The organism is Pedobacter antarcticus, assembly GCF_900112985.1.
Lineage (GTDB): Bacteria > Bacteroidota > Bacteroidia > Sphingobacteriales > Sphingobacteriaceae > Pedobacter > Pedobacter antarcticus.
The window spans coordinates 332,574-359,059 of sequence record NZ_FONS01000004.1; the positions used below are offsets into that span (position 1 = coordinate 332,574).

Sequence of the window (26,486 nt, forward strand, 5' to 3'; positions counted from 1 at the left end):
GTTAGTAATAATATTAATTTTGATGGGTGACACCTGTCAATTATACCCCCGACAAGCGAAATGACCTTTAGAAAAAAACTACTCTGTTCTTGTGTTTACGTCCTGACTTTGGGCTTGCTGTGTTCCCATGCCTATGGCCAGCACAATCTGATGAAAATCGTCACCCTTAACGAAGTTAAAAAACAACCCGTTCAGCAGGTGCTGGAAATGGTCGCTGACAAAGGTGACTTTTACTTCGCCTATAATAGTAATACAATCCCGGCAGACAGCCTGGTTTCGATAAGTGCTTTTAAAGGGTCTGTATTTAGTTTATTGGATAGATTGCTCGGCAACGATTATGAATTTAAGGAGGTTCCGGGTTATATCGTACTTAGAAACGCACCTGGCAAATTCTATATAACTGCAGAAATAGAATCTGCTAAAGGGAAGCAGGCCATAATTAAGGGTTATGTAAATGAACTGCCTTCTCTTAAACCTGTGTCCAGGGCAAGTGTTTATGAGCATAACCAGCTGATTTCTGCAATGACTAATGATCATGGTTATTTTGAATTGAAGCTGAAAAATAAAGATGTATCTATATTGCTGAAAGCAAGTAAGGAGAATTACCGGGATACCGCCTTGTATCTGCTGCCCGAAATAAATATTGCCGGAAAAGGGCGCGATCAGCGCTATGATTATTATCCTGACAATGACAACGGTGTTGAGCACAGCCGGTTTGCCCGGTTCTTTATTAGCTCCAGGCAATTGATGCAAGGAATTAATCTCGGGAATTTTTTTGCTTCGCGGCCATATCAAATCTCTCTTACCCCCGGGCTAAGCACGCATGGAATGTACAACAGTCAGATTATTGACAATTTTTCATTAAATCTGATCGGAGGCTACACTGCGGGGATAAAAGGGTTGGAGATGGCAGGGGTGTTTAATGTCAATAGGAAAGATGTTAGTTTTATTCAAATTGCAGGTGTTTTTAATGTGGTAGGCGGTAATACAAAAGGGATTCAGCTTGCCGGGGTTTACAATAATGTAAGAAGTAAAGGTTCGGGCTTGCAGATTGCCGGAATAGCGAATAACAATGATTCGATGGATGGTCTGCAAATCGCTGGCCTGGTTAACCGGACTAAGGGGGTGGCGGGATCCCAGCTTTCAGGTTCTGTTAATATAGCCGAGAAAGTGAAAGGTTTTCAGATTGGATTGTTGTTAAATGTCGCAGATAGCAGTGATTATCCGGTTGGCATAATAAACCTGATTAAAAATGGGGAGAAAACATTCTCCTTATCTACAGACGAATCTTTACTCAATCATCTTGAATTCCGTTCTGGAGGGCGTGTTCTATACAGTATAATCGGTATTGGATATAGGCCTGGCCATAATCCGGCGAAATATGCTTACGAAGTTGGACTGGGTGGCAGATTGATAGACCGCAGGAATTTTACGCTAAATCTGGAGCTCGTAACTAGAAATCTCATTGACTTTAAAACTAGAAATGGGCAATTCAACTCTGCGAGGGTATTGAATACGATTCGTTTGAACAGGCATTTCAGAATAATCTCCGGACCAACGTTTAACTTCAGTACCACCTATTCTGAGGATGGAATGGAAATTAAGGGATGGAAGTTTAAGGAAAGTTTACATAGCAGAAACCGGATTAAAACGCTCTACGGTGGCTTTAACGCTGGCTTGCAGTTTGTGTTATAAAGGGTCGTATTTCCGATTACAACCCTTTAAACTTACTGGAGGTGAATTATAGGTCCCTTCTTTTGGATCCGGATCTCAGGTGTGGTTTCCCGGATAATCTCCAAAATATCGGATAACGGGCTGTCCCATCTGATTGTAACGGTAATTGGGACATGATTCAGGGCTTTGTTATCGATCCGGATATCAGCACCATAAGCCTCATTTAAGACGTTAACCAGGCGGTCTAGCGGGGTGTTGTTTGCGGTGAAAATTTTGCTTCGGTAATAGTTGTACAGATGATCCGGGCTTTTTTCAACAATCATTTCCGCACTACCATTCTGAATATTGACCATTTCATTTTCATTTAATCGAATAGTCTTCGCAGCTTTACTTACCTCTACAACTCCTTCTTCTACGATAACTTCTGTCTTACCCAAGTAGGCTTTAACATTGAATGCTGTACCAATATCTTTTACAAGGACGTCATTTACGCTGACGGTAAAAGTCGATTTTATTCCATGCTTGACCTCAAAAAAGGCTTCTCCTATCAAATTTATGTTTCTGTATTTACTGAAGTTCTTTGCATACGTAATGCTAGAATTTTTATTGAGGTGAACTATAGAACCATCTGGTAATGTATCTGTAATGAATTTTTCTGTGCTGGTTAAGGTAATTGTTTTTATATCATTCCGGCCAGGGTGGTATAAATAACTATACATCCAGCCGGCCGCAGAAATCAATAATACTGCAGCGGCAATCTGTGCCCAGCTGAATCGTGTGCTGACAGATTTTAAAAGTATCGGATCCGGTACCTGCTTTTCTTTTCTTACCTTAAAATTAGACCAGGCCTGTTCTTCATTTAAGGGACTGGATACAGCCAATTTTCTGCTTGCTTCCAGAATAATCCTCAAATCGTCAAGTTTCTTAGCATTTTTAAGATCTGCGGTAACCCATATCTCAGTTTCCATTTTTTCTACTGCATTTGCTTCTCCAAGTAAATATTTGATCAGTATATCTTCGCTCATGGTCCCTTTCATCATCTGAATATTTTATATAGTACAATAGAAATAAGAGGCAGAAAGTCTTTCATTTCTGCTCTTAATATTCTCAATGCTTTTCCCATCTGGCTTTCTACAGTTTTAATGGAGATATCAAGTTGTACGGCGATCTCCTGATATTTTAACTCTTCAAAACGGCTTAGATGGAAGATTGCCCTGCATTTTTCGGGAAGTTTATTTAATGCACTGCTCAGGTGCTTTTCGAGTTCACTCATTTTCAACCTGCCTGCAGCATCGTCTGTATGGTTTTTCATGCTGTGTACCGTAATGTTCTGATATTTTAACTGGACTTTCTGTCTTCTGATATAATTCAGGCTGTCATGATAAACTGCTTTATATAAGTAGGATCTCACAGCAGTCTGCAAAAGCATCCACTCGTTTTTCTCTAATAGTTTAAGAAATACTTGTTGAACGGTATCTTCGGCAAGGTCCCAATCTTTTAACAGGCTGTAGGCATAGGCATGAAGCTCTCTGAAATGTGTCTTAAACAGTTTTTCAAACGCTGCTTCATTTTCCAGGGAGGTATTGTTTTGAGTATACTCCATTTAGCTGTTTCTTTCGCAGATTGATTCGATCAAACTTAATATTATTGAAATTTAAAACCAACGCTAACACTAAATATGTTGGTTTTCTGTCCCAGGTCTTTATTCATTTTACTCAGGCCAAGGCTGTAACGGGCATCGAAGGTAAGACTTCCTACATCAATACCAGCGTTAACGACTCCGCCAACTGATAAGTTTTTGTACTTATGTCCTGCGGGTGCCGAGGGAGTATTGAGATTGTAATACAGATCCGGGCCGGCAGAAACTCTCAGGTTCATCTGATCGGTATTCATTAACTTGATTCCGGCCATCAATGGTACGTTTAACTGTTTAAACTTAGACTCATATTTCGTGTTGTTAAAACGATATTCATTGCTGAATGAAACGTAGTTTAACTCTGGTTGAAAGAAAATCTTACTTCCGATCCTGGCAAATGCGCCGGCATTCAAACCCAATTTGCCCGATTTATCGTTAATGGCATTCAGTCCGGTTTTCAGGGTGGAAAAGCTCACTCCGGCTTTCAAGCCATAAGTAAATTCGGGTGTGGTTTGTGCTTTAACAGCAGTTGAAGCAAGCGCAAGTAAGGCAGTAGCTAATGTCAATTTGAAAGTTTTCATGTTTTTTTTGTTTTTAATTTTAATGATATTAATTCGTATGTAAAGTTTTAGAACAGGAGTTGTACCCCTGCAGAATAGCCGATATAGAAGCCATATAGATCTTTGTTTTTGTTACCGTTCCAGCTTGATAGATAATGTTTGGTGAGACTCTTTCCATCTTCAGAGCTGGTCTGGACGAAATTCAGAGAAGGCCCGCCGAATATTTCAAGAGTTGGAGTGATTTTGTAAGCTGGGAGTATCCTTAGGGTCGACTTAATGTAGTCTCCGCGTTTAAAACTTTCCAGACCACCACCCGTAAGTTCCGCGTTTAATCTGAACGAGCGGATGTCCAGCAGATGTGCACCGATACCTCCCTCATAGGCATATTTGTCCTTTTTGTTTTTGAAGTTGTAACCGATACCCAGAATCCCGTACAGAGTCTTGCCACCTGAACGAAAAGTTAACATCGTAGTCTGATTTTCGTCAATAGTAAGTCCCAGACTTTTCTCTCCGTTTTTGGAAAGGTTAATAATTCCAATCTGCAGGTTTGCGGTGTCTGCGATGTTGATAAATGCAATTTGCATTCCTTTCACTGTTTTCGCAAGATTGATAAAGCCGGTGAGCTGAACTGAATAGACATCTTTGCTTTTATTCATAAATCCTGAGATCTGACCAGAACTATTACCACCGGATAAATTCGTAAAACCAGCGATCGCCATGCCTTTACCGCCTTTATAAATATTCATAAATCCGGCAACTTGTGTACCACTGGCTTGCTGTCCGATATAGTTGGAGAAGCCGGCAACTTGTGTACCGCTGGCTTGTTGTCCGATATAGTTGGAGAAGCCGGCAATCTGAAAGCCGGATGCATTGTGATGGATAATATTGATCAATCCGGCTATAGTGACCCTCCGTTCTGCTGCCGAAACGCCTGCAAGTATGTTTAAAGAGAAATTATTGGTGTCTCTCGGCGCATTTGTCCAATTGCTGCTTAAAGGATAAGTTAACCCGACATTAGTACGGACTTGTTTCCGGTTTTGCGCATTTAAACGTGTTCCGATAAAAAGCATGCATAGGAGCAGGATGGAGTAAAATTTAGAGTTCATAGGGGTGTTTTTTTTCGTGTATTCAGAGCCATAACACGGAACTCTATCTTTACCCTTACGTCAACTTGCAACTAATTGATTTTACAAGAATTGGAGACAATCTGTTAATAGGGGTAAATACTACATTGCTTGTCTTATCTTAAATTAATTAAGATGACGACAAAACACCATGGCCTGAATTTCATTTACTACCTTATTTTTCCTCCGATCTACTTACTGGGAATGCTGCCTTATTTAATTGTGAACGCATTAGTTGGCAGACCGTTGTTTTTCTTGTCCTATACAGTTTTTAGGTACAGGTACAGTGTAGTTTTACAAAATCTGTCCAGAGCGCTGCCCCTGAAATCTTACCTTGAAATTGAATTGCTGGCCAAAGAATTCTACCTGCATCTTGCATCAATGATTGTTGAAATTATTAGATTGTTTTCTATCAGTAGTCATCAGCAGCTTAAACAAGTGAAGCTTATTAATCCGGAAGTGTTGGAAGAATATTTTAAAGGAGGAAGAAACGTTATCGCTGTTCTGGGGCATTATGGCAACTGGGAATGCCTTAATGTGTTGCCTTTACTGCTGCCTTTTCAAGTGAATGCAATTTATAAACCTTTGTCCAACCCGGTAATGGCGAAATTAGTTACCCGTGTAAGATGCAGGTATGGTATGCGGTTGATCCCAGCACAGCATGCATTAAGACACTTATTAAGGCAGACGCGGCAGCCGCAATTCTCCTTGTTTATTGCCGATCAGTTTCCTGGAAAACAGGCTAAATGCCAGGTTGATTTTCTCCATCAACCGACATTGATGTTTAATGGCGCAGAGAAGCTCGCCAGAGCAACTAATGCTGTTGTGGTTTATTTGGATATGATTCCGCAGGATAGGTGCTGCTGGAAGATTTCTTTATCCCTAATCACTGACACAGCTTCAGCAACAACTGAAAACCTGATTACGCATACCTTTTCGAGCAAGCTGGAACAGACGATCGAGCGGCATCCGGCCTACTGGTTATGGTCTCACCGGCGGTGGAAAGCATAATTTTAAATTGATATTGTCTATTTCGGATATTCGCCGATTTTTTGATCTTTGGGATACACAAATGTAAACCCGGAATTTATGAAAAAGATTTTTTTAAGCGTACTGCTGCTCTGCACGGTATTCTTTTCACAGGCGCAAACTGTTACCAGTGCCCGTTTTTTTGTTGACAACAATCGTGATAGTTTCAGGTATATTGAACTGCTGCTGGATAATGATGTAATGGTTGTAATAGATGACAGCGGGCAGATTGAAAGTATGGAATCTGCGAGGTCCGGTGGAAACAACAGTATAGATAGACCTGATTTCAGGGTGAGTTATTATGACCAGTTTGATATGCATGATCCAACCGGCAAAATTAAGTCAATCGGGAACCTTCAGTTTACTTACTATAATACATTTGATATCCACGATAAATTTGGTTTACTGAAGTCAATAGGAGACATTAAAATTGAATATTATAACAGTTTTGACATCAACGATCCGAAGGGGAAAGTGAAATTGGTAGGTCCTGTGAAAATTGAATATTTTAATAAGTTTGACAGAGATGAGGATTTCGGAAGGATAAAATCTATTCAGGGAAATACTTCCAGGGTAGCTGTAATGGGTAGAACAAATAACAATAATAACTGGAGAAAAGGAAGAAATGATAGATACTAATATAATTAAATTACATACTGCAGGACTCGTGGTATTACGTGATGAAAAACTATTGCTCGCCTACAGCAGGAATAAGAAAGCCTGGTATCTTCCCGGTGGTAAAATTGATCAGGGGGAGACCTCCCTGGAGGCGATACAGCGGGAAATAAAAGAAGAGCTTGATATAGATCTGGTTGCGAATAATTTAAAGCTGTACACACATATTACCGCTCCTGCGTTCGGCGAAAACACAAATATACAGATGGAGCAGGATTGTTTTCTCTATAAGCTGACCGAAGAAATCAAACCAACTAATGAAATCGAAGAGGTTGCTTATTTTAACCTGGAAACGTACCTTTCCGAGCCTGTACAGGTACCCGGTGTAATTTCTATTTTTAAACAACTGATAGCAGATCGTCTAATTTCAGAGTAGCCAGAATGTGACAAAAACGGTCTGATCTTTTAATTCGCATCTGCATTAATTAGCTAAATTTAGCCATCTGAAAATTTTATGAAAAGATTATTATCCGCCCTCGTTATCTCTTCGTTTTGCTATGCAAATCCTGTATTCGCACAACAGACGCAAAAACCGGTTCTTCATGGTAAGAACTGGATGGCCATTACCGGAAAGCCACTGGCTGCTACAGCAGGTGCTATGATCTTCCAGCAGGGAGGTAATGCTGTTGACGCTGCTTGTGCAATGCTCGGAGCTACCTGTACAATGTGGGATACTTTAAGCTGGGGCGGTGAAACGCAGCTATTGCTTTATAATCCTAAAACGAAAAAAGTAATCGCTATAAATGCGATGGGAGTAGCACCCACTGGTGCAACCCCAGAGTTCTTCAAAAGTAAAGGATATAATTTCCCACCTGAATATGGCCCGCTTGCAGCTACGACTCCAGGGACACCGGGAGGACTGATTTATATGCTTGCCAATTATGGTACGATGAGTCTGGAACAGGTACTCGCACCTTCTATGGATCTGGCGAAGGGTTATCCTATTGAAGCGCAGGCAGCCAATATGATTGAAAAGAACAAAGACAAAATTAAACAATGGCCATATAGTAAAAAGGTATTGCTAACCCACCCGGGCGAACAGAGAGAAGCACCTGAAGCGGGCGAGATCTTTGTTCAGCAAGATTTGTTTGAGACATTGTCGAAATTAGTCGCCGCTGAAAAAGCTGCGCTTAAACAGGGGAAAACCAGGAAACAAGCGTTAATGGCTGCATATGACCGTTTTTACAAAGGTGATATTGGACAGGAATTTGTAAGGGGCAGTAAAGAGCAGGGAGGTCTGATCACCATGGCTGATCTGGCTAATTGGAAACCTGTGGAAGAAGAACCTTTAAAGGTTAGTTATAAAGGAGTTGACGTATATAAGCTAAAGCAATGGACACAGGGCCCGGTTATGCTGCAGGCTTTAAATATCCTGGAAAATTTTGATCTCAAGACTATGGGCTTTAACAGTCCTAAATATATTCATACTTTATATCAGGCGATGAACCTTGCTTTTGCTGATCGCGACTTTTATTACGGTGACCCTAACTTCGGTCCTCAGGAACCGATGAAAGGTCTGTTAAGTAAGGAGTATTCTCGTCAACGCGCCAAACTGATCTCATTTGATAAAAACAATCCTAATATTGGTCCCGGCGATCCTTATCCGTTTGAAGGTAAAACCAACCCTTATTTACACTTGCTGAAATCAAGAGGTTTTGAGATGGATACTACCCAGCGTAATTTTGCCCCTAAACATGACCTGACCAATCATTCAAAGGATGAGGTATATCAGGAAAGATTATGGTTAGGTACTACTTCAGTTGAGGCTGCCGATAAAGAAGGCTGGATTGTGTCCATTACACCGAGCGGAGGCTGGTTACCCGCGACTATAGCTGGAAATACAGGTATGGGGATGAGTCAGCGGATGCAGAGTTTTGTACTCGACTCTACTATTAACCCTTTTAATGTAGTTGCTCCCGGGAAACGTCCGCGGGTAACACTGTCGCCTTCACTGGCTCTAAAAGATGGCAAACCCTATGTTTCTTTTGCTGTACAGGGAGGAGATACACAAGACCAGAACCTGCTGCAATTCTTCTTAAATATGACTGAATTTGGTATGAACGTGCAGCAAGCTGCTGAAGCGCCGAATTTCAATACGAACCAACTATGGCTTTCATTAGGCGGTACCAAAACAGAAGACAGGTTGCCTAAACCGGGTCAGATTTTACTAAACAGTAACACCAAAGCAGAAGATCGCGAAACGCTCAAAAAGATGGGTTACACGCCAACTTACAGTGATAGAACGAGCGGGCCGATTAATGCAGTTTACTTCGACTGGAAGCATCAAAGTCTTTGGGGAGGTTCGAGCAATCATGGTGAAGATTATGGAATAGGCTGGTAGCCTTTAATGAAATAAAATGGCAAATATTCAGGATTTCAAACAGTCTGTTTCTGAAGGAAGACTTCCTTCAGATCTGGCACCTCATTTACTGGCGCTCTGGTATGACGGTCGCGGGGACTGGAAAAAGGCACACGATCAGATTGACCATCTTGAAGACAAGGCTTCTTCTCACGTTCATGCATACCTGCACAGAAAGGAAGGGGATATCTGGAATGCCGATTACTGGTATCGCAAATCGGGTGTTTCACGTCCCGATGTCACATTAGAGCAGGAGTGGGAGCAATTATTGTCAATATACTTGTAAAGCGCATCTAACAATATCTGGAAATCTTGATCAATTATGACCTGTGTATGAATACGATAAAAATAACAAAATCTGATGTGCTATCTGATGATTGGTATGTATTGAAAAAAATAAGTTTTGAGGTCACACATTCCGACGGAACGGTATCTGTTCAAACCAGAGAGGCTTACGACAGGGGAAACGGAGCTACTATTCTTCTGTATAATACGGAACGCAGATCGGTTATTTTAACCAGGCAATTCAGAATGCCGACGTTTATTAACGGTAATAAAAGCGGATATATGATAGAATGTTGCGCTGGCTTGCTTGATAAGGATAATCCTGAAGATTGTATCAGGAAAGAAACAGAGGAAGAGACTGGTTTCAGAATAGAAAAAATAAATAAGGTTTTTGAGGCCTATATGTCACCAGGCTCAGTAACAGAGCTTATTTATTTTTTTACAGCCGAATATGCTGCGGAGATGAAAGTGAGTGCCGGCGGCGGACTTAAAGCTGAAGATGAGAACATCGAAGTGCTGGAAATCCATTTTGAACGCGCATTGGAAATGATAACCAGCGGTGAAATCAAAGATGGTAAAACTATCATGTTACTACAGCATGCGGCTATTCATAAATTGTTAGGATAAACTACTGGTCAATTTGGCCGGTTTAAAAAAAGTTTCTTAAGGCTGCTGACATGAATACAGCTTTATCCAGCGTATACATTAAACGGATATCGTCTAATAAACTGCTTTCCTCGTCTAAAAATGACAGGATAACCTCTGCGGGCAATTTGCTGAACATAGCACTGAAAACAGATACTGCAGGGATCTTTTTTTCTGATAACACGCGTAAAAATATGCTGTCATAAAATCGATACTTATCAAGTCGTTTGCTACTTTTTGCCAGGGGATGCACGCCAGCAGCAAGATTATCCGCAATTTTGGCACATTGTTTCTGAATAAAGCTGAATGTATATCCGGTAGATGCTTTCGTTGCTCCTCCGGCAGTGCCGATATTGATGAGTTTTTTACTGCCTTTGTCAAACGCAGCATCTGTCATCGGGATTATCCCAAATTCTTCATGTGTAATTTTATACTTACTGATATTCAGATATTCCTGAATATAGGCTTGCAGTTCCCGGTCATAGCATTCCTGACTTAAAGCTTCGCTTGAAAATCCCGTATATTCTATTAGTGCTTCTGTGTTATTCACCGGGAGTACATATACGAATCTGCAGTCGTTATGCTGTGGAATTCTAAAATCCATGAGCGTGGCTTCTTCGGCATTAAATACAGGGACTTCAGTCTGTATGAAAATTCCTTTGAAGTGTTGCAACAGATAGTGTTTTCCGGGAAGCTGATTGATGTTTTTGAACAGAATGCTGTTAAATATATATGCAGCCTGATAACTATCTTTCAGGCCAGCTACCAATCCCTTCTCCTGGTCTACGTGTCGAATTTCATCTTGTATAAAACTGATATTAGTCTTGTCTTTAATCAGATTGAAACAATAGTTGTAAAACGAAAGACTATCGAGCATTTTATAGGCATAGGGTTTGATGTCGAGCAATCTGGAACAATCGGGGGAATGGAAGGATAGTTTTTTCCAGGTATGCTTTAAACAGCTTTCAAAAGGACTTTCTCCAGTATCCCAAAAACACCAGGTCCGGTCATTTTTATCTTTCAGGTCTCTGTCGATTAGCAGGATGCTTTTATCTTTTAGGTTGTCATTGGAAAGAATATGGCAAAGCAGGCTAAGGCCTGCAGCTCCTGTTCCGGCTATAATATAATCGTAGATTTTGGGTTTTAACTCCATTTGGGTACGCTTCTTAAAATAAAATGCTGCCGGAACCTGCCGGATGCTAAAGATAAGTTATAGTTTTATTTGTGTTCGAATTTTAATTAACTTGTATGCGTCAACGATATTCATTTCAATATATCATAATCTAAGCTTTCAGACAATTTATGCACCACACTTTACTTCTTATCCTGGGACTGCTGTTCTTGGTATTCCTGCTGGTGATGCTTGCGCAGAAAATAAAAGTCGCTTACCCCATTTTTTTAGTTATTGCCGGATTAGGGATAAGTTTTATCCCAGGTGTACCGCTGCTTCATCTTGATCCGGACCTGATCTTTCTGATTTTTTTACCGCCGCTGTTATATGAAGCCGCATGGTATACGTCCTGGAATGACTTTTGGAAATGGAAGAGACCGATTGGATTACTCGCCTTTGGGCTGGTCTTTTTCACCTCTACTATTATAGCTTATACCTCGGTTTCGATCATCCCCGGATTCACACTCGCGCTGGGTTTTTTACTTGGCGGTATTGTTTCGCCACCTGATGCTGTTGCAGCTGCAACGGTTTTAAAGGGTATGAGTGTCCCAAAGCGACTGATGACGATTTTAGAGGGGGAGAGTCTCGTTAATGATGCATCTTCTCTTATCGTATTTAAATTTGCTTTACTAGCAGTACTGACAGGAACTTTTTCGATGCAGGAAGCGACAGGACAATTTTTTCTGGTTGCCGGCATGGGTGTGGTCGTTGGTTTGGCGGGGGCCCATATTGTATACTTTATTCATCGTTTTTTGCCAACTACGCCAGCTATAGATGCTGCCATCACAGTAATGACGCCTTACTTGCTATTTCTGATTGCCGAGCAGTTTCATTTTTCTGGTGTAATGGCCGTTGTGAGTGCCGGACTCTTTATGTCGTATCGTTCACATGAGATATTTAATACCGGAGACACCCGCATGAATATGCTTGGTGTCTGGACTACAATGATTTTCGTGATGAATGCACTGGTCTTTATTTTAATAGGTCTTGAGCTTCCCGAGATTATTATGGGCCTGGGTGACTACTCTGTGGCCGACGGGGTCAAGTATGGTTTGATTATCAGTGCAATTACCATCGCGCTCCGGTTTCTGTGGGTTTATCCGGCGACTTATCTTCCGCGTTGGATTAATGCGAAAGCGAGACAGGAACCTACTTTAGGATGGAAAGGTCCGTTCGTAATCAGCTGGGCAGGTATGCGTGGCGTGGTATCCCTTGCTACTGCACTTTCGATTCCTTTACTCATGCTGGACGGCACTGCTTTTCCACAGCGTAATTTGATCATATTTATAACATTTGTTGTAATTTTCGTTACGCTAGTGTTTCAGGGATTGACTTTACCTTTTATGATTAAGCTGATTAAAATAAAAGATATTGATCATTTGGTAAGGGAAGAGGAGCAGCAGGCGGGTATCAAACTAAGACTGGACAGAATTGCACTAAATTTAATCGATGAAAAGTATCAGCATGCTATTTTAGAAAATGAGTTGGTTGGTTTTTATAAATCCAGTCTGGAAAATGATATCTCCAGAACTCAGGGGCAGTTGGCCTCACTGGAGTGTGATGAGACAGAGCTGAACGAAATTGAATATTATCATCACATGTTATTTGATATTTACGCGCTGCAGCGTAAGGAGTTATTTCAGCTGAGAAAGGAAAAGTTTTTTAGTGACGAGGAAATACGCAAAGCCCAAATGCAGCTGGATCTCAATGAACTAAAAATTCAGCGTAATCACGGAGTCCTTTAACTGAAGGTTCCCAACTACTGCATTATTGCCGAATTGGTGTGCCGGATGTTTAAAGGTTAAGGGTATCAAAGATTTCTCCCCGACTCAGCTTGCCATCTATCTGTGCTATCACCTCGACCTTGGCCTTCAGGCAAAGTGCCTGATCTGAGAAACGGTAGATATCTTCGAAAAATATTAGTTTTATTCCCTGTCTGGCAATCTTTAGTTTAACAAGGAAGCTGTCACCTGAGGTAAGTGATCGCTTAAAATCCATCTCAATCCTGGATACCATTAGGATTTTACCTTCTTCGGTTAGTTGTTTGAATGAAATGGATTTGGATTGCAGATATTCGTGACGGGCATGTTCGAGATAAGACTGGTACACGGCATTATTAACAATGCCCTGGATATCACACTCATAATCTCTGACTTTTAACTGGATTTCGAACAGGTAATCTTCCATCCTGTAAATATCCAAATTATATTTTAAATCACAGTTGCAGAAGCTTTTTTAGGATTACAATCTGGCCGAGATGGTAATGAGAGTGCTCAATAATTCCCTGAATATTTCTATAGTAACTTCCATACTTTTCTGCAGTAAAATTCTCTGATAGGATACTGTCCGGAAGTTTTTCAATATGCAAAGCGAAATTTTCGGCATCCGTCCAGGCTTTTTCCAGAAGTAAATTCCAATCTCGTTCAGAATTTATAGGTGGCACATCGAAACTATATTTGTCACTGGCCTGAAGTGTTTCGCCCGCCAGTACTTTTTCAACTGCATTGATATAGTAATTGATATGAAAGACTAGTGCAGCTATTGTATTAAATGATTGTAATTTGGTTGTAGCCTGCTGCCAGGTCACATTTTTCAAATTGTCTTTCAGATTTGAAGTCGTCCAATTTCCACCGAAATGAACGTATCTGAGGTGTTTTGCCAGCTCTTCTGTTAAATGCATAGTAGTATAGCTTGATTAATTAGCAGATTTATTACGATATATTAGAGTTAAATTATAATTTAACAAAAAATTAACCATTGTATAAATAAAAATGAAAGAGATATCTGACATAGGCGTTATCGGTATTGCAGTAATGGGCGAAAACCTAATTCTCAATATGGAAAGTAAAGGTTTTCATGTAACAGCGTATAACCGGACCGTTGATAAAGTAGAAAAGTTCGTAAATGGCAGGGCCAAAGGTAAAAATATTTTTGGCGCAATGTCTGTTGAAGAGTTCATAGGTTCCCTGAAGCGTCCGCGCAAAGTGATGTTAATGGTCAAAGCCGGACGTCCTGTTGATGATTTTATTGATACTCTGATTCCACTTCTGGAACCGGGGGATATCATTATAGATGGCGGAAATTCTCATTTTCCCGATACGGAAAGACGTGTTAAATTTGTAGAGAGTAAAGGACTGCTTTATGTAGGAACAGGTGTTTCCGGGGGTGAGGAAGGTGCATTATTAGGCCCGTCTATTATGCCTGGTGGTAGCGAGGCTGCCTGGCCGGCTGTAAAGCCTATTTTTCAGGCAATTGCTGCTAAAGTGGAAGATGGTTCTCCTTGCTGCGACTGGATCGGATCCGGTGGTTCCGGGCATTTTGTGAAAATGGTGCATAATGGAATCGAATATGGTGACATGCAGTTAATCAATGAGACGTACCAGGTAATGAAAGAGATGCTTGGAATGTCAGCAGATGATATGCAGAAGGTCTTTCATGAGTGGAATAAAGGTGAACTAAATAGCTACCTGATTGAAATAACCAGTGATATCCTTGCTTTTAAAGATGAAAATGGAGCTCCTCTGGTTGATCAGATATTGGATACTGCCGGACAGAAAGGTACAGGGAAATGGACGGGCACTGTAGCGCTCGAACTTGGCGTTCCCTTAACACTAATTGCGGAGTCTGTATTTGCGAGATGTCTGTCTGCATTAAAGGAGGAGCGTGTTGCAGCATCTAAAGTTTTAACTGGGCCGACTCCTTCATTTGAGGGTGACAAAGAAGCTTTTATTAATGATCTGCGTGACGCCCTTTACGCCTCTAAGGTTATTTCTTATGCGCAGGGTTATCAAATGATTCAGGCTGCTGCTGCGGAGTACGGATGGAGTCTTGATTATGGAAGTATAGCGTTGATGTGGCGCGAAGGATGTATCATTAGATCTTCGTTCCTGGGTAAGATTAAAGAAGCTTTTGATAAGGATCCAAAATTACAAAACCTTATTCTTGACGACTTTTTCAAAGAAAAAATCCTGAATGCACAGGCCGGATGGCGCCGTGTCGTCTCAGCTGCAGTATTGAATGGAATACCTGTACCTTGTATCAGCGCGGGTATTAACTATTTTGATGGTTACCGAAGTGAGCGTCTTCCAGCTAATTTGCTGCAGGCACAGCGTGATTATTTTGGTGCACATACTTATGAACGACTTGATCAGCCACGTGGTAAATTTTTCCATACCAACTGGACAGGACGTGGGGGAGAAACGTCTTCTACGACTTACGGAGTATAAAATCTCTTCTTTTAAACAAGAAAGGCGCACTAGATGCGCCTTTCTTGTTTAAAAGAATTTCCGTGATGCACTTCACCCAGCGATGCCCATAACCTTTACTGCCTCTTTGTTAAGGTCTGTCAATCAATATCTTTGCAATTAGTTTTTGATATACGGCATCTTTTTTTTCGCCGGAAAATGTAAAAAAAGAACTGAATTATGTAAATCTGTTTTCTATTCTTAGTCTAGATTTGTGTAGTTATGAAAAGTCGAGCTATCTTTCTGTTAGTCATATTTTTGCTCAATACTGTTATTGGAATAGGTTGCGCATTAAGCATGGAAAATAACTCCCATAACGAAAAACACAGGCCTAAAAGCAATATTACTCATCACCACCTTTCTAATGTGAAATCTTACACTAATCTTCCACCAGATGACTTCTGTTGCAAAAGCCTGGTGAATGATCTGGTGGTTCAGAGTAAATTAATTCCGGAGATAGGCAAAGTTCAGATCTCCTTGCCGGTAATCTGGTTACCCGCGTATTTTTATCAGTTACCTGTTCCTGCAACAGATATTGAGTTGCACTGTAATTTCTACACGGATTATAGCGATCGCCCCCCGAAACGGGACATCAGGACGGTTATTCAGAGTTTTCAGATATAGAATTAATGTAGTTAAAGCAATGGCTGTAGCTTGTTGCTACGGCTGGAACAGTATTTACATTAAATTTTATACAAATGAAAAATATATTAATGGTCTTTCTATTATGCCTTTATGTATCGGTCTCCGCGCAGGATCTCGGCACAACGAAAATGGAAAGCTTTAGAAAAGTAGATAATCAGAGAGAATCCCGCACAATACGATATGATCTATACGTGGCAGATACAACCGTAAACTATGGAGGCAAACCCAAAAGGGCGATCGCTGTTAATGGTCAGGTTCCGATGCCAGTACTGACTTTTACAGAAGGAGACACCGCAGAGATTTATGTCCACAATAATCTGGAGGTGGAAACCTCATTACACTGGCATGGCCTGTTTTTACCAAATAAGATGGATGGAGTTCCGTTTTTGACACAAATGCCCATTAAACCGCATACTACTTATGTCTATAAATTTCCGATTATCCAGAGCGGTACACATTGGTATCACAGCCATAGTGGCTTTCAGGAGCAGATCGGAATGTATGGCGCTTTCATCATTAATAAGCGAGAAGAGTGGGATATTCCAACGATACCTGTTGTGATCAGTGAGTGGACAAACATGGAGCCCGAAGAAGTTCATAGAAATCTAAAAAATGCAAATGATTGGTTCGCTGTACAAAAAGGCACTACGCAGAGCTACTCAGAAGCTATTAAATCTGGTAATTTCAAAACTAAAGTAAATAATGAGTGGAAACGCATGAATGCAATGGATGTCAGTGATGTATACTACGATACGTTTCTGGTAAATGGCAAGAGTCAGGATCTGCATCCTCAATTTAAAGCTGGTGACAAAGTAAGGTTGCGTATCGCTAATGCCGGGGCTTCAGACTATTTCTGGCTTAATTACTCTGGCGGTAAAATAACTGTAGTGGCAACGGATGGAAATGATGTTGAGCCGGTCGATGTAGATAGGTTGATCATTGCAGTATCTGAAACGTATGATGTTGTCGTAACGGTTCCTGAGAATAAGAGCTATGAATTTCTGGTTACCCCGGAAGATCGTACAAAATCTACATCGCTCTGGTTGGGTGAGGGTGAGAAGGTACCGGCTCTGCACATGCCGAAGCTTAATTATTTTGCCGGGATGAAGATGATGAATAATATGATGGATATGAAAGGGAATATGAAGGAGATGGACGGCATGAAAATGCAAAATCAGACCATGGATATGAATACTGTGATGTACCCTGAGAAAAATGAAATGGTTACCTTAAACTACGACATGTTGCGTGCAAAAAAGAATACAGTTTTACCGGAAGGCCCCTGGAAAGAATTGAAATTCGATCTAACAGGAAATATGAACCGGTACGTATGGACTTTAGATAATAAAACTATTTCGGAAAGTGATAAGATCCTAATCAAAAAGGGCGAAAATGTGCGTATCATTCTATATAATAATAGTATGATGCGGCATCCTATGCATTTACACGGTCATGATTTTCGATTGCTGAATTCGCAGGGCGAGCGATCGCCGATGAAGAATGTCATTGATATTATGCCGATGGAAAGAGATACGATAGAGTTTGCTGCATCAGAATCAGGGGGCGACTGGTTTTTTCATTGCCATATACTATACCATATGATGAGCGGTATGGGCAGAATATTCAGCTATGAAAATTCACCTGTAAATCCGGAAATTCCTAATCCTAAAATGGCGCAGCGGATGTTATTCAGGGAGGATAACGGGTTTCATCCCATGGCGAGAATAGGTATTGAAAGTAACGGCAGCGACGGGGAAATCATGTTCGCGAATACCCGTTACAGGTTTACTACGGAATGGAGAGTGGGTTTTGACAAGTCCATGGGTTACGAAAGTGAAAGTCATTTTGGAAGGTATATCGGTAAGATGCAGTGGCTCTTTCCTTATGTAGGGTGGGACTTCCGTAAACGAATAATTGAACCTGAGAATAGGAATATTTTCGGACAGAACAATACTAAAAACTTAAGGCAAGTATTCCATATAGGCTTGCAGTACACTTTGCCTATGTTGGTTGTGGCCGATGCATCCGTAGACCACAAAGGCAATTTAAGATTTCAGTTGACCCGGGAAGATGTCCCTTTGACTAAAAGGCTGCGTTTCAATTTCATGGTCAATACAGATAAAGAATATATGGCTGGTTTCAGGTATATAATGACCAGAGCTTTCTCATTATCCACGCATTATGATAGTGATATGGGTTATGGCGGAGGACTTACTTTAACTTATTAATTAAGGTCGCTTTAAAATAAACACCTATTTTTGTCAGATGTATGCTAAAGTGCGGTATTATCAATTCTGTAGATAATGGGAGAAAGAAAGCTAAACTCAACAAATATGTTGAATGAGACGAGAATTACTCAGGATTGCGATTCTATATATGCCATTTGTAAGATAGGGGGCCGGTGGAAAATGATGATTTTGCACCAGTTGAAAAACGGGACCCTGCGCTTTGGAGAATTACGTGATGCGATAAACGGAATTACGGAAAGAATGCTGACTTTGCAGTTAAAAGAACTCGAAAAAGATGGGTTGATTATCCGTACTGTTTATGCGCAGGTCCCTCCGAAAGTCGAATACAATTTAAGCCCGATTGCCTGTGAGCTGTTGCCTATTTGGTTAAAGCTGGACGAATGGGGTGCAAAGCATCGTGAATTAATGAAATAGTGAGGCATTCTGAGTTTCCAAAGAATATTCAGAGCGCATCCGGATGATTAGACGATTATTTTTTGATACTATTAAACAGGTTCAGTTTGATAACAAGTATCTTTAAGCATATGAAAATACTATTAATAATCTGTTCGCTCCTAGCAGTGTCTTTCTCGTTGAAAGCACAACAAGATGTTGTAATTAGCCAATTGGATCTCAAAGAAATCACAAAGGCTGTAGGTAAGGAGGTTGTGTTAGTTGATTCGGTGTATGACGGAAGGGCTTTTGATAATCACACTTTACTTAATATCGGGGGAAAGTATCCCGGACAGATTATTTCTGTTTTCATCGCTAAAAATGATTACAAGAATTTTGATCATGACATACTATCTTCTTTTTTGCATAAAAAGGTAACTATCAATGGGAAAGTTTCAATGTATAACGGTAAGGCACAGATTATAGTAACTCGTCCGGAACAACTTAAACTCACATTAAATTTATAATGAAAGAAAAAAGAACTACCATAGCCTGTTTTGGAGAAGTACTATGGGATATATTTCCTGGCGGCCACAGAAGAGCCGGAGGAGCACCCTTTAATGTTGCATATCATCTTTTTAAGATGGGGGCAGATGTTACGATGATTAGTAGTGTCGGTGATGATGAATTAGGGCATGAACTACTGCATAAAATCAAAGAATGGCAAATGTCAGTCGCTGGTATACAGATTAGCAAAGTGCATCCTACAAGTACCGTTATCGCTACAATGGATGAAAATAATGATGCACAATATGACATCGTGCAAGACGTAGCATGGGATTTTATCGAAGTTATCCCGGAAAGTAAACAACTGCTGACCACCGCAGACGCGTTGGTATTCGGTACCTTGGCCACTAGAAATAAACGTTCAAAAAACACGCTGTTTGAATTAATAGAAGCAAGTAAGTTCAATGTTTTCGACATCAATTTACGCCCTCCGTACTATGATGTGCATGTCATTAAAGAACTATTACATAAAACTCAGGTCGCCAAATTTAATAAAGCAGAACTCCGCATGATGGTAGAGTTTCTTGGTAAAGAGTATAGCAGTGAGAAAGATTGCGTCAGGTATTTGCAGGATACTTTTGGTATGCAGGAGGTTATAATCTCCAAAGGAAGCAAAGGTGCTCTATATGTGAATGGAGATGATTTCTATTTGTACCCGACAATCCCTATTGAAGTAAAAGATACAGTGGGCAGTGGAGATTCATTTCTGGCTGGTTTTCTATCAAAGAGATTAGAAAAGGGTGCGTCACCAGATCAGGTTATGCGTCAGGCGGTTTCGTTGGGCGCATTTATTACTGCGCGTGAAGGGGCATGTCCAGAGTACACACTGGAAGAATTTGTAGGCTTCAGGGACAATCATCAGGTCGCAGCGATACCTTTATAGTGTAATTTACAGCGGGTCGCGTAGAGACCCGACCCGCTGTATGCATTTACAAGGTATTTTCAATACTGAGAATATTTTCCTTCAAAGCCTTGACTGTCATTTCAAGCTCTTTTTCATCTAAGGACGCAAACCCAAATCGGAATGCATTTTGAGCTGAATCTAATCTATTGATCTTGAGATTGTATTTTGTCATTGCTTCAACCGGAAAATCTGGATTGAGCTTAATCCAGATAGCCATTCCTCCCGTGGGAAGCGTATAAGAAATGTATTTTGCTAAATGTTCATTCAGCAATTGGTCTAAGTAATCCCTTCTTTTAAGATAACATTTTTTTGCTTTTTTAAGATGTCTTTTGAGCTCGCCCTCATTAATGAGTGTCGCCAGGGAGTTTTGCATGTAACCATCTCCTCCAAAGTCGATTACTTTTCTTAAGGCTGTGCATTGCACTATGAAGTTTGCCGGCGCTACCATAAAGCCGATACGAATTGAAGGGTCTAGTATTTTAGAAAATGATCCAATATAAATGATGTTGCCATTATGATTAGCACTTGCTAATGGTAGGTAGGGAGAAGAAGTATAATGGTAGTCGTAGTCATAATCGTCCTCGATAATCGCGAATGAAAACTGCTTTGATAGCTCCAGTAACTTCATCCTTCTAGCCACGCTTAGGGTTACCGTTGTTGGATAGTGGTGATGTGGTATCACATATACCGCATTTATTTTTGTCTTCTCGCAAATAGCTTCAATCTTATCTGTGTCAATTCCGTATTCATCGACGTCTACCTCAATTAATTTTGCGCCAGTTCGTTCAAATGCCATATTGGCGATCGGGTAGTTAGGTTTGCCGACGATAATACTGGAAGTTGGATTTAAAAGCAGATGTGCAGATAAATAAATAGACATCTGCGCTCCGTGAGTAATCAATATATTTGCTGCAGAAATATTCAATCCCCTGGTCTCAGACAGGTAATTAACTAGTTCGTCCCTCAGTTTTAATGTTCCTTGCGTAGTTCCCTTATTGGCATTTTTTATCCCGTACTTTCGATAAGTGAGGGAGCGGTAAGTTTTCAGTAATTCATCTATCGGAGAGAGCCTTACATCTGGATATCCATCATCTATGATGATGTCTAAAGCAGTAGATATAGTTTCTTCATTTAAATTTTCATTCACTGTATCAAATGGGAGTTTAAACTCATGTCCGTAAGAAGAAGTTATCGTTTCCTCGTCCCACTTTTGTGGTTTAAGTAGTGGAATGTATTGTGAGACTGCAACATGTTTTCTGGGAATGATCACAATCCAGTCTTGTGTATTTAATTCTTCATAGGCTGCAATGACCGTTTTACGGTGTACACATAAGGTTTTGGCCAATTCGCGACTACTGGGAAGGTGCGTTCCGGGTTTAAAAATGCCATTTCTTATTGCATTGATTATCGAAATAGCTATTTGCCTGTAGACAGGAATTTTACTCTTTTTTTCTATTGGAATAATATGTTCGTATGAAAACATGCTGGACTACCTTTGATGTTAAAACTGGATTACAAATGTAGTCCTGTGACCGCATAGTTTTGTAAACTAAATGAAATATGAAATGGATTACAAAATTAGAAAAGCAAGTTTAGAGGATTTGGATGAAGTTGCAGTATTGTTTGACCTTTATCGCATTTTTTACCGCCAGGATTCTGACGTTGAAAAAGGCAAGGCATTCCTGAAAGAGAGATTTCTGAATAGTGAGTCAGTTATTTTTCTTGCGATAGTGGATGATAAAGCTGTAGGATTTGTTCAATTATACAAATTATTCCATTACACTAAATTGCAGAAACAATGGCTTTTAAGCGACTTGTTTGTTCATCCGGATTATCGGGGGAGGAGACTTTCCGGGGCACTTATCGAGCGTAGTAAAAAATGGTGTGAAGAAACTGATGCTTGTGGTTTAATGCTTGAAACCGAAAAAACGAATGATACAGGAAATAGATTATATCCTCGTACAGGATTTATCTATGACGGGCAGCATAATTACTATCATTGGTGGAAATAACAGCAAAATGAAGGGTTTAACCCAGTTTAAATTAAAAACCCGGTAATCATTAGATTATCGGGTTTTTGATATTTTTATTTTGCAGAGGACCACCAGGATTATTCCCGATGAACCGAATTATAGAATAGTGTTTGTAACCAGAATAGTTTTAACCATTGCGGCCATCAGCACCTCTTTATATTTTAAGAATTTACTTTGGCGATCTTCATCTTCTTCACTCACTTTAAGCGACTTTTTGAATTCTTTTACCTGTTGTAAATCATTGATATATAGTTCGTTGAAGTTCTCAGGGTCTTTGTTTTTTAATATCCTAATTGTATGCGAATATTGTTCATATATATCCGTTATAACGGCAAGACTTCTATCATCATAAATCGTCAGACCAGTAATTTTTGCCGACAGCTTTTCAAGCTTTCCTCTTTCTTTTGCGTAACCCATATTGCCGCTAAGGTACAGTTTTTTCTATATCTGCCAGCAATCTGATAACAGAACTATCAAATTAGATTGTATACCCCTGGCGTTCGATATCTATTAATTCAATCTTTTTACCCATCTTCTTTTGGATTACCTCGAAATGATGTAACTCATTCTGGCTCACGAGGGAGATCGCCTCACCAGGTGCCTGGGCACGACCGGTCCTGCCAATTCTATGAATATAGTCTTTAGGCGACCGTGGCAATTCGTAATTTATTACAAACGGAAGAAAATTGATATCAATGCCTCTTGCCATTAAATCGGTTGCTACAAGAACACTGATTTTGCCTGATTTAAAGTGAGATAATGCTTCAGTTCTGGCCCCCTGACTTTTTTTACTGTGAATAGCTTTTGCATCAATATTATTTTTACGCAGCTTATTAACGATTACATCGACCTGATGAACTGAAGAGGCAAATACAAGGACCTGTTTCATTTCATGATGACTGATAAGACGACGTAAAAAAGGACCCTTTTTCTCTTCTTGAACCAAGTAGGCTGTCTGATGTATAAGATCCAGTGACTCTTGTTCGGCTTCGATCTCTATAATCACAGGCTCATGCAATAAGATCTGATGAATATTTTTAAGATCATTACTCAGCGTGGCCGATAGCAATATATTTTGACGCTTTGCAGGTAGAAGAGCTATAATTTTATTCACTTCTTCCTTAAATCCAAGATTAAGCATTTTATCTGCTTCATCGAGAACCAGAGTTTCGATAGCTGAAAGGTGGACGGAATTTGAGTCTACTAATTCCAATAGCCTTCCCGGGGTTGCAACAAGTATATTTACACCTTGCATGGCCATCATTTGGGGGTTAATTGAAACGCCTCCGTATACAGCCAGTGTTTTGATGGGTTCGGGAATTGCTTTACTGAAAAGCTTAAAAACATCCTTTACCTGTTCTGCAAGTTCGCGTGTGGGTACTAAAACCAATACATTTGCATGGCGGTTTTTCACACCCAGTGAATGCTGTAAATTCATTAGCAGGGGCAAAACGTAACCAGCTGTTTTTCCAGAACCGGTTTTAGCGATGCCTAATACATCTTTTTTATCTAGTATCGCTGGTATAGCTGTTGCTTGTATAGGAGTAGGAATGGTGAAATTCTGATCTGATAATGTTTTCAATAAAGCGCATGACAGACCCAGGGACTCAAAAGACATATTTTTAGTTTTTATGCAAAAGTATACAAAAATCGCCATCAGGCAGATAAACACTGTTTATAATCTGGAGTAATTTTGGTTGCTTTTTTTCGTATAAATATCAAAGCCATTAAAGATGCAGTATATCCGAGTACAGCCGAAATTTTCATAATTACATTGTAGGAGTTTATAAAACCGGCCTGATACGCTTTCTTGATTTTTTGTCCCTCAGTTAAAGTAAAACCTTCAGGTACACTTGCGTTTCCAAGGTTAGCTGCCTGAGCTATTATAGTTTGTTTTTGCTGCAGGTCAAATGTGTCCGTCTTAATCTCTTTCTGCAGAGCTGCAGAAAATAAAAGTACGGCTACAGAACCCAGAACTGCATTTGCGAAAACACCAGCTATCCTTGAGACAGCATTATTAACGCCAGATGCGGTGCCGCTAAGGTTGTCGCTTACAGAGCCCATAACCGCCGCAGTAAGCGGAGCGACGGTGAGGGACATCCCAAAACCGAAAACAAGGATACCAGGGAAAAAGGAAGTCCAGTAATCAGAGGCACCACTGGTCTGCCCGATAAAAGAGAGTAACAGTAACCCCGTTCCCGCTAAAAAAGGGCCTGAGATAAGAAATATCCTTGGTCCGTATTTGTCTGCCAGGCTGCCTGCATAACGCGCATTAATTACCATAAAAAAAGTAAATGGCAGAAAGGTCAGACCCGACTCCAGTTGTGTATAACCTTGTACCTGGACCATATTTAGTGAGATAAATAACATACCTGTACCAAGGCCTGCATAAAGGAAAAAGGTGAGCAGATTTGTTCCGCTAAAAATGAGATTACTAAATAAACTTAAAGGCATCATTGGGTGGCTGCTTTTACGTTCTATCCCAATAAAAGCGAACAGAAATACAATTCCGCCTGCAATTGAACCGAAGCTCTGAAGATGAATGAAACCAACCGCCGGCAGACGCAGGAATCCAAAAGTTAACATTGCCAGCCCGGCAGCGATAGTAATGGCCCCATAGAAATCGAGTCCTGTGTGCGCCGTTTCCTCTTTGCTCTCGCTAACTTTTGAAGTCAGAAAGAAAAGTACGATAAGGCCAATAGGGACATTAATAAAAAAAATGTAGCGCCATAAACCAGCATCTGCCAGCGCGCCTCCCAGTGCGGGTCCTCCCATGGTAACTAAGGTGGTTGCCGCAGACCAGGTTCCAATTGCTTTTCCCCTTTCTTTTTCATTGATTGAAGAAGAAATTAAAGATAAACTTCCTGGAATCATTAATGCGCCGCCAATTCCCTGGATTAGCCTGAAGATGATCAGCATAGTTGCACCAGATGAAAATCCACAGGCAACAGAACCCAGAATGAAGATAAATATGCCGGTCATGAATACTTTTTTGCGTCCCAATTTGTCGCCCAGAGTACCGCCGATTAAAATGAGCGAGGCCAGCATCAATAAATAAGCGTTTAATATCCAAAAGAGATCCGGACCCGAAGCCTTTAAGTTCTTCTGTAATGAGGGAAGGATTACATTGAGTGCAGTAGCATCTATAAAAGCCATTGCGGAAGCCATTATGGTACAGACCATAACCCATTTACCTTGGGAACTTCGAAGTGCTACTGTAGCCATAAAATCGGTTTTTTTATGATTTAAGAAAGCTCAAAATGTCGAGTACATTTAAATTTAACTAATTGTCCCGATGAATACATCATTTCATACGCTTTACACTGACAAAACAAAGTTACCAGTCCAATCTTTTATTTTTGGCGTGGCTTGACCCTGATAGTCAGAAATCTTAATGGGAGCGGAGCCTTCCTAAAATGATTAGATTATGAAAATAACTTTTATACGACATTCCAAAGTATTATTTAATTGGGACAAATTTTATAATGCAGATTCATTCGTATCTGCCTGCAAGGAGTATGATAACTCACCTGTGCAGTCCGGCGAAAAATTGAAAATAGAAAAACAACCTGTTTACATCAGTAGCTTAATAAGAACGGAACAAACCAGTAATAACTTGTTTCAGAAAGAAATTGAAGTCATAGCAACAGCGCTTTTAAACGAAATTCCTATAAAGCCATTCATTCGTACAAAATTGCGACTACCAATTTTTTTATGGATGGTCCTCGGCAGATTGCAGTGGTATTTTAATTCTTCAAATCAACCAGAGACGAAAAGGAGTTCTCAGGCACGTATAAATCAATTTTTAGATCATATTCTGAGTGAGAATCAAAACTGTATTATAATAGGACATGGTTTTTACTTTGCTCAGATGGTTGGTGAGATGAAAAAAAGAGATTTTACCGGAAATATGAATAAAAGATTAAAAAATGAAGAATTGAGGGAGTTTAAAGCCTATTAATCAGCGGCTGAAATACCTTTCATTAGAATAAACGCCAAGCACGGCGCCATGGTCCTTTTTCACAGAAAAGGACCTCAACATTGTTCTGAAATTAATTAGCCCTGTACTATCTGATAACATGTATAACTGCCCTTTCAAATTGCCCCAGGAAACTTTGCCTTTTTTATTTATTTCCATATAACCCGATCTTTCGCCGCCTTTGTAAATACCAGCATATTTTTCGTCCATTGGTATTTTGACGCGCATTGCTTCATTAACTTTTTTTGTCTCTTTCAGATCCGAGTCGAAATTTTGCTTCAGCGATACCAGATTGGCTTTGAGGATGCTGTCTTTATTTTTTTTATTCAAAATTG

The 26,486-nt window shown here is 40.2% G+C and carries 28 protein-coding genes; 16 read left to right on the forward strand and 12 right to left on the reverse strand.

Annotated elements, in window-relative coordinates:
* Positions 1–60 precede the first annotated feature (60 nt).
* Positions 61–1,695, forward strand: coding sequence for a hypothetical protein (locus tag BM192_RS11265; protein WP_037444180.1), 1,635 nt, complete (start codon positions 61–63; stop codon positions 1,693–1,695).
* A gap of 32 nt (positions 1,696–1,727) precedes the next feature.
* Here the strand turns inward: BM192_RS11265 and BM192_RS11270 are convergent, their stop codons facing one another.
* Genes BM192_RS11270 through BM192_RS11285 form a run of 4 tightly spaced genes read right to left on the reverse strand, consistent with a single transcriptional unit; the run spans position 1,728 to position 4,976 of the window.
* Positions 1,728–2,714, reverse strand: a complete 987-nt coding sequence (locus tag BM192_RS11270; RefSeq protein WP_037444178.1) for a FecR domain-containing protein — start codon at positions 2,712–2,714, stop codon at positions 1,728–1,730.
* Positions 2,711–3,277 (reverse strand): RNA polymerase sigma-70 factor, encoded by a 567-nt coding sequence (locus BM192_RS11275; RefSeq protein ID WP_037444176.1) that lies wholly within the window; start codon positions 3,275–3,277, stop codon positions 2,711–2,713. Before BM192_RS11275 ends, BM192_RS11270 begins: the two co-directional genes overlap by 4 nt.
* A gap of 41 nt (positions 3,278–3,318) precedes the next feature.
* Positions 3,319–3,891: a porin family protein gene (locus BM192_RS11280; RefSeq protein WP_037444174.1), complete on the reverse strand. Its 573-nt coding sequence runs from the start codon at positions 3,889–3,891 to the stop codon at positions 3,319–3,321.
* A gap of 47 nt (positions 3,892–3,938) precedes the next feature.
* Positions 3,939–4,976: a hypothetical protein gene (locus tag BM192_RS11285; protein WP_037444173.1), complete on the reverse strand. Its 1,038-nt coding sequence runs from the start codon at positions 4,974–4,976 to the stop codon at positions 3,939–3,941.
* 153 nt (positions 4,977–5,129) lie between these two features.
* Between BM192_RS11285 and BM192_RS11290 the strand changes: the two genes are divergently transcribed.
* From BM192_RS11290 to nudK, 6 genes are all read left to right on the forward strand, one after another.
* Complete coding sequence (locus tag BM192_RS11290; RefSeq protein WP_051760207.1) at positions 5,130–6,005, forward strand: lysophospholipid acyltransferase family protein; 876 nt, start codon at positions 5,130–5,132, stop codon at positions 6,003–6,005.
* A gap of 78 nt (positions 6,006–6,083) precedes the next feature.
* Entirely contained in the window at positions 6,084–6,662 is a 579-nt protein-coding gene (locus BM192_RS11295; protein ID WP_051760206.1) for a hypothetical protein, read from the forward strand.
* Positions 6,649–7,074: an NUDIX hydrolase gene (locus BM192_RS11300; protein ID WP_234797543.1), complete on the forward strand. Its 426-nt coding sequence runs from the start codon at positions 6,649–6,651 to the stop codon at positions 7,072–7,074. The genes BM192_RS11295 and BM192_RS11300 overlap by 14 nt, the downstream gene beginning before the upstream one ends.
* A 78-nt stretch (positions 7,075–7,152) precedes the next feature.
* Positions 7,153–9,039, forward strand: coding sequence for a gamma-glutamyltransferase family protein (locus tag BM192_RS11305; protein ID WP_037444170.1), 1,887 nt, complete (start codon positions 7,153–7,155; stop codon positions 9,037–9,039).
* A gap of 16 nt (positions 9,040–9,055) precedes the next feature.
* Positions 9,056–9,343, forward strand: coding sequence for a hypothetical protein (locus tag BM192_RS11310; protein ID WP_037444169.1), 288 nt, complete (start codon positions 9,056–9,058; stop codon positions 9,341–9,343).
* A 47-nt stretch (positions 9,344–9,390) separates the two neighbouring features.
* Positions 9,391–9,969, forward strand: a complete 579-nt coding sequence (gene nudK, locus BM192_RS11315; protein WP_037444168.1) for a GDP-mannose pyrophosphatase NudK — start codon at positions 9,391–9,393, stop codon at positions 9,967–9,969.
* Positions 9,970–9,991: 22 nt separating this feature from the next.
* Here the strand turns inward: nudK and BM192_RS11320 are convergent, their stop codons facing one another.
* Positions 9,992–11,140 (reverse strand): lycopene cyclase family protein, encoded by a 1,149-nt coding sequence (locus BM192_RS11320; RefSeq protein ID WP_037444167.1) that lies wholly within the window; start codon positions 11,138–11,140, stop codon positions 9,992–9,994.
* 149 nt (positions 11,141–11,289) lie between these two features.
* On the opposite strand from BM192_RS11320, the gene BM192_RS11325 reads away from it, so the two are divergent.
* The gene (locus BM192_RS11325) at positions 11,290–12,903 is read left to right on the forward strand and encodes a Na+/H+ antiporter (RefSeq protein WP_037444165.1); all 1,614 of its coding nucleotides are present in this window, start codon (positions 11,290–11,292) and stop codon (positions 12,901–12,903) included.
* 49 nt (positions 12,904–12,952) lie between these two features.
* Here the strand turns inward: BM192_RS11325 and BM192_RS11330 are convergent, their stop codons facing one another.
* Both BM192_RS11330 and BM192_RS11335 read right to left on the reverse strand, forming a co-directional pair.
* Positions 12,953–13,360 carry an acyl-CoA thioesterase gene (locus BM192_RS11330; RefSeq protein WP_234797544.1) on the reverse strand — a complete coding sequence of 136 codons (408 nt, stop codon included), beginning with the start codon at positions 13,358–13,360 and terminating at the stop codon, positions 12,953–12,955.
* 13 nt (positions 13,361–13,373) lie between these two features.
* A complete protein-coding gene (locus tag BM192_RS11335) occupies positions 13,374–13,838 on the reverse strand; it encodes a hypothetical protein (RefSeq protein WP_037444160.1) in 465 nt (154 codons plus the stop codon).
* A 91-nt stretch (positions 13,839–13,929) separates the two neighbouring features.
* Between BM192_RS11335 and gnd the strand changes: the two genes are divergently transcribed.
* From gnd to BM192_RS11365, 6 genes are all read left to right on the forward strand, one after another.
* Entirely contained in the window at positions 13,930–15,384 is a 1,455-nt protein-coding gene (gene gnd, locus BM192_RS11340; RefSeq protein ID WP_037444158.1) for a decarboxylating NADP(+)-dependent phosphogluconate dehydrogenase, read from the forward strand.
* Between the two features lie 240 nt (positions 15,385–15,624).
* Positions 15,625–16,026 carry a hypothetical protein gene (locus BM192_RS11345; protein WP_139218431.1) on the forward strand — a complete coding sequence of 134 codons (402 nt, stop codon included), beginning with the start codon at positions 15,625–15,627 and terminating at the stop codon, positions 16,024–16,026.
* Between the two features lie 74 nt (positions 16,027–16,100).
* Positions 16,101–18,275, forward strand: coding sequence for a multicopper oxidase family protein (locus BM192_RS11350; RefSeq protein WP_081857566.1), 2,175 nt, complete (start codon positions 16,101–16,103; stop codon positions 18,273–18,275).
* 75 nt (positions 18,276–18,350) lie between these two features.
* Positions 18,351–18,710, forward strand: a complete 360-nt coding sequence (locus BM192_RS11355; protein ID WP_037444155.1) for a winged helix-turn-helix transcriptional regulator — start codon at positions 18,351–18,353, stop codon at positions 18,708–18,710.
* 110 nt (positions 18,711–18,820) lie between these two features.
* On the forward strand, positions 18,821–19,195 hold the full coding sequence (locus BM192_RS11360) for a hypothetical protein (RefSeq protein WP_037444153.1): 375 nt from the start codon (positions 18,821–18,823) through the stop codon (positions 19,193–19,195).
* A complete protein-coding gene (locus tag BM192_RS11365) occupies positions 19,195–20,118 on the forward strand; it encodes a carbohydrate kinase family protein (RefSeq protein ID WP_037444151.1) in 924 nt (307 codons plus the stop codon). The genes BM192_RS11360 and BM192_RS11365 overlap by 1 nt, the downstream gene beginning before the upstream one ends.
* Before the next feature lie 46 nt (positions 20,119–20,164).
* Here BM192_RS11365 and pdxR read toward each other — a convergent pair whose 3' ends face one another.
* A complete protein-coding gene (gene pdxR, locus BM192_RS11370) occupies positions 20,165–21,622 on the reverse strand; it encodes a MocR-like pyridoxine biosynthesis transcription factor PdxR (RefSeq protein ID WP_037444149.1) in 1,458 nt (485 codons plus the stop codon).
* Between the two features lie 82 nt (positions 21,623–21,704).
* Between pdxR and BM192_RS11375 the strand changes: the two genes are divergently transcribed.
* Entirely contained in the window at positions 21,705–22,151 is a 447-nt protein-coding gene (locus tag BM192_RS11375) for a GNAT family N-acetyltransferase (protein WP_037444479.1), read from the forward strand.
* Between the two features lie 117 nt (positions 22,152–22,268).
* Here BM192_RS11375 and BM192_RS11380 read toward each other — a convergent pair whose 3' ends face one another.
* The 3 genes from BM192_RS11380 to BM192_RS11390 form a co-directional block, all read right to left on the reverse strand.
* Complete coding sequence (locus BM192_RS11380; RefSeq protein ID WP_037444147.1) at positions 22,269–22,589, reverse strand: hypothetical protein; 321 nt, start codon at positions 22,587–22,589, stop codon at positions 22,269–22,271.
* Positions 22,590–22,650: 61 nt separating this feature from the next.
* Positions 22,651–23,790 (reverse strand): DEAD/DEAH box helicase, encoded by a 1,140-nt coding sequence (locus BM192_RS11385; RefSeq protein ID WP_037444145.1) that lies wholly within the window; start codon positions 23,788–23,790, stop codon positions 22,651–22,653.
* A gap of 38 nt (positions 23,791–23,828) precedes the next feature.
* Positions 23,829–25,397: an MFS transporter gene (locus tag BM192_RS11390; protein ID WP_037444143.1), complete on the reverse strand. Its 1,569-nt coding sequence runs from the start codon at positions 25,395–25,397 to the stop codon at positions 23,829–23,831.
* A gap of 202 nt (positions 25,398–25,599) precedes the next feature.
* On the opposite strand from BM192_RS11390, the gene BM192_RS11395 reads away from it, so the two are divergent.
* The gene (locus BM192_RS11395) at positions 25,600–26,133 is read left to right on the forward strand and encodes a hypothetical protein (protein WP_051760204.1); all 534 of its coding nucleotides are present in this window, start codon (positions 25,600–25,602) and stop codon (positions 26,131–26,133) included.
* Here the strand turns inward: BM192_RS11395 and BM192_RS11400 are convergent, their stop codons facing one another.
* A complete protein-coding gene (locus BM192_RS11400; protein ID WP_037444142.1) occupies positions 26,134–26,481 on the reverse strand; it encodes a hypothetical protein in 348 nt (115 codons plus the stop codon).
* Between the last annotated feature and the right edge of the window lie 5 nt (positions 26,482–26,486).

Excerpts from the sequence above, each read along its gene's own strand:
- BM192_RS11265 (WP_037444180.1), top strand. The coding sequence starts at position 61 with ATGACCTTTAGAAAAAAACTACTCTGTTCTTGTGTTTACGTCCTGACT.
- BM192_RS11270 (WP_037444178.1), bottom strand. The coding sequence starts at position 2,714 with ATGATGAAAGGGACCATGAGCGAAGATATACTGATCAAATATTTACTT.
- BM192_RS11275 (WP_037444176.1), bottom strand. The coding sequence starts at position 3,277 with ATGGAGTATACTCAAAACAATACCTCCCTGGAAAATGAAGCAGCGTTT.
- BM192_RS11280 (WP_037444174.1), bottom strand. The coding sequence starts at position 3,891 with ATGAAAACTTTCAAATTGACATTAGCTACTGCCTTACTTGCGCTTGCT.
- BM192_RS11285 (WP_037444173.1), bottom strand. The coding sequence starts at position 4,976 with ATGAACTCTAAATTTTACTCCATCCTGCTCCTATGCATGCTTTTTATC.
- BM192_RS11290 (WP_051760207.1), top strand. The coding sequence starts at position 5,130 with ATGACGACAAAACACCATGGCCTGAATTTCATTTACTACCTTATTTTT.
- BM192_RS11295 (WP_051760206.1), top strand. The coding sequence starts at position 6,084 with ATGAAAAAGATTTTTTTAAGCGTACTGCTGCTCTGCACGGTATTCTTT.
- BM192_RS11300 (WP_234797543.1), top strand. The coding sequence starts at position 6,649 with ATGATAGATACTAATATAATTAAATTACATACTGCAGGACTCGTGGTA.
- BM192_RS11305 (WP_037444170.1), top strand. The coding sequence starts at position 7,153 with ATGAAAAGATTATTATCCGCCCTCGTTATCTCTTCGTTTTGCTATGCA.
- BM192_RS11310 (WP_037444169.1), top strand. The coding sequence starts at position 9,056 with ATGGCAAATATTCAGGATTTCAAACAGTCTGTTTCTGAAGGAAGACTT.
- nudK (WP_037444168.1), top strand. The coding sequence starts at position 9,391 with ATGAATACGATAAAAATAACAAAATCTGATGTGCTATCTGATGATTGG.
- BM192_RS11320 (WP_037444167.1), bottom strand. The coding sequence starts at position 11,140 with ATGGAGTTAAAACCCAAAATCTACGATTATATTATAGCCGGAACAGGA.
- BM192_RS11325 (WP_037444165.1), top strand. The coding sequence starts at position 11,290 with ATGCACCACACTTTACTTCTTATCCTGGGACTGCTGTTCTTGGTATTC.
- BM192_RS11335 (WP_037444160.1), bottom strand. The coding sequence starts at position 13,838 with ATGCATTTAACAGAAGAGCTGGCAAAACACCTCAGATACGTTCATTTC.
- gnd (WP_037444158.1), top strand. The coding sequence starts at position 13,930 with ATGAAAGAGATATCTGACATAGGCGTTATCGGTATTGCAGTAATGGGC.
- BM192_RS11345 (WP_139218431.1), top strand. The coding sequence starts at position 15,625 with ATGAAAAGTCGAGCTATCTTTCTGTTAGTCATATTTTTGCTCAATACT.
- BM192_RS11350 (WP_081857566.1), top strand. The coding sequence starts at position 16,101 with ATGAAAAATATATTAATGGTCTTTCTATTATGCCTTTATGTATCGGTC.
- BM192_RS11355 (WP_037444155.1), top strand. The coding sequence starts at position 18,351 with ATGGGAGAAAGAAAGCTAAACTCAACAAATATGTTGAATGAGACGAGA.
- BM192_RS11360 (WP_037444153.1), top strand. The coding sequence starts at position 18,821 with ATGAAAATACTATTAATAATCTGTTCGCTCCTAGCAGTGTCTTTCTCG.
- BM192_RS11365 (WP_037444151.1), top strand. The coding sequence starts at position 19,195 with ATGAAAGAAAAAAGAACTACCATAGCCTGTTTTGGAGAAGTACTATGG.
- pdxR (WP_037444149.1), bottom strand. The coding sequence starts at position 21,622 with ATGTTTTCATACGAACATATTATTCCAATAGAAAAAAAGAGTAAAATT.
- BM192_RS11375 (WP_037444479.1), top strand. The coding sequence starts at position 21,705 with ATGGATTACAAAATTAGAAAAGCAAGTTTAGAGGATTTGGATGAAGTT.
- BM192_RS11380 (WP_037444147.1), bottom strand. The coding sequence starts at position 22,589 with ATGGGTTACGCAAAAGAAAGAGGAAAGCTTGAAAAGCTGTCGGCAAAA.
- BM192_RS11385 (WP_037444145.1), bottom strand. The coding sequence starts at position 23,790 with ATGTCTTTTGAGTCCCTGGGTCTGTCATGCGCTTTATTGAAAACATTA.
- BM192_RS11390 (WP_037444143.1), bottom strand. The coding sequence starts at position 25,397 with ATGGCTACAGTAGCACTTCGAAGTTCCCAAGGTAAATGGGTTATGGTC.
- BM192_RS11395 (WP_051760204.1), top strand. The coding sequence starts at position 25,600 with ATGAAAATAACTTTTATACGACATTCCAAAGTATTATTTAATTGGGAC.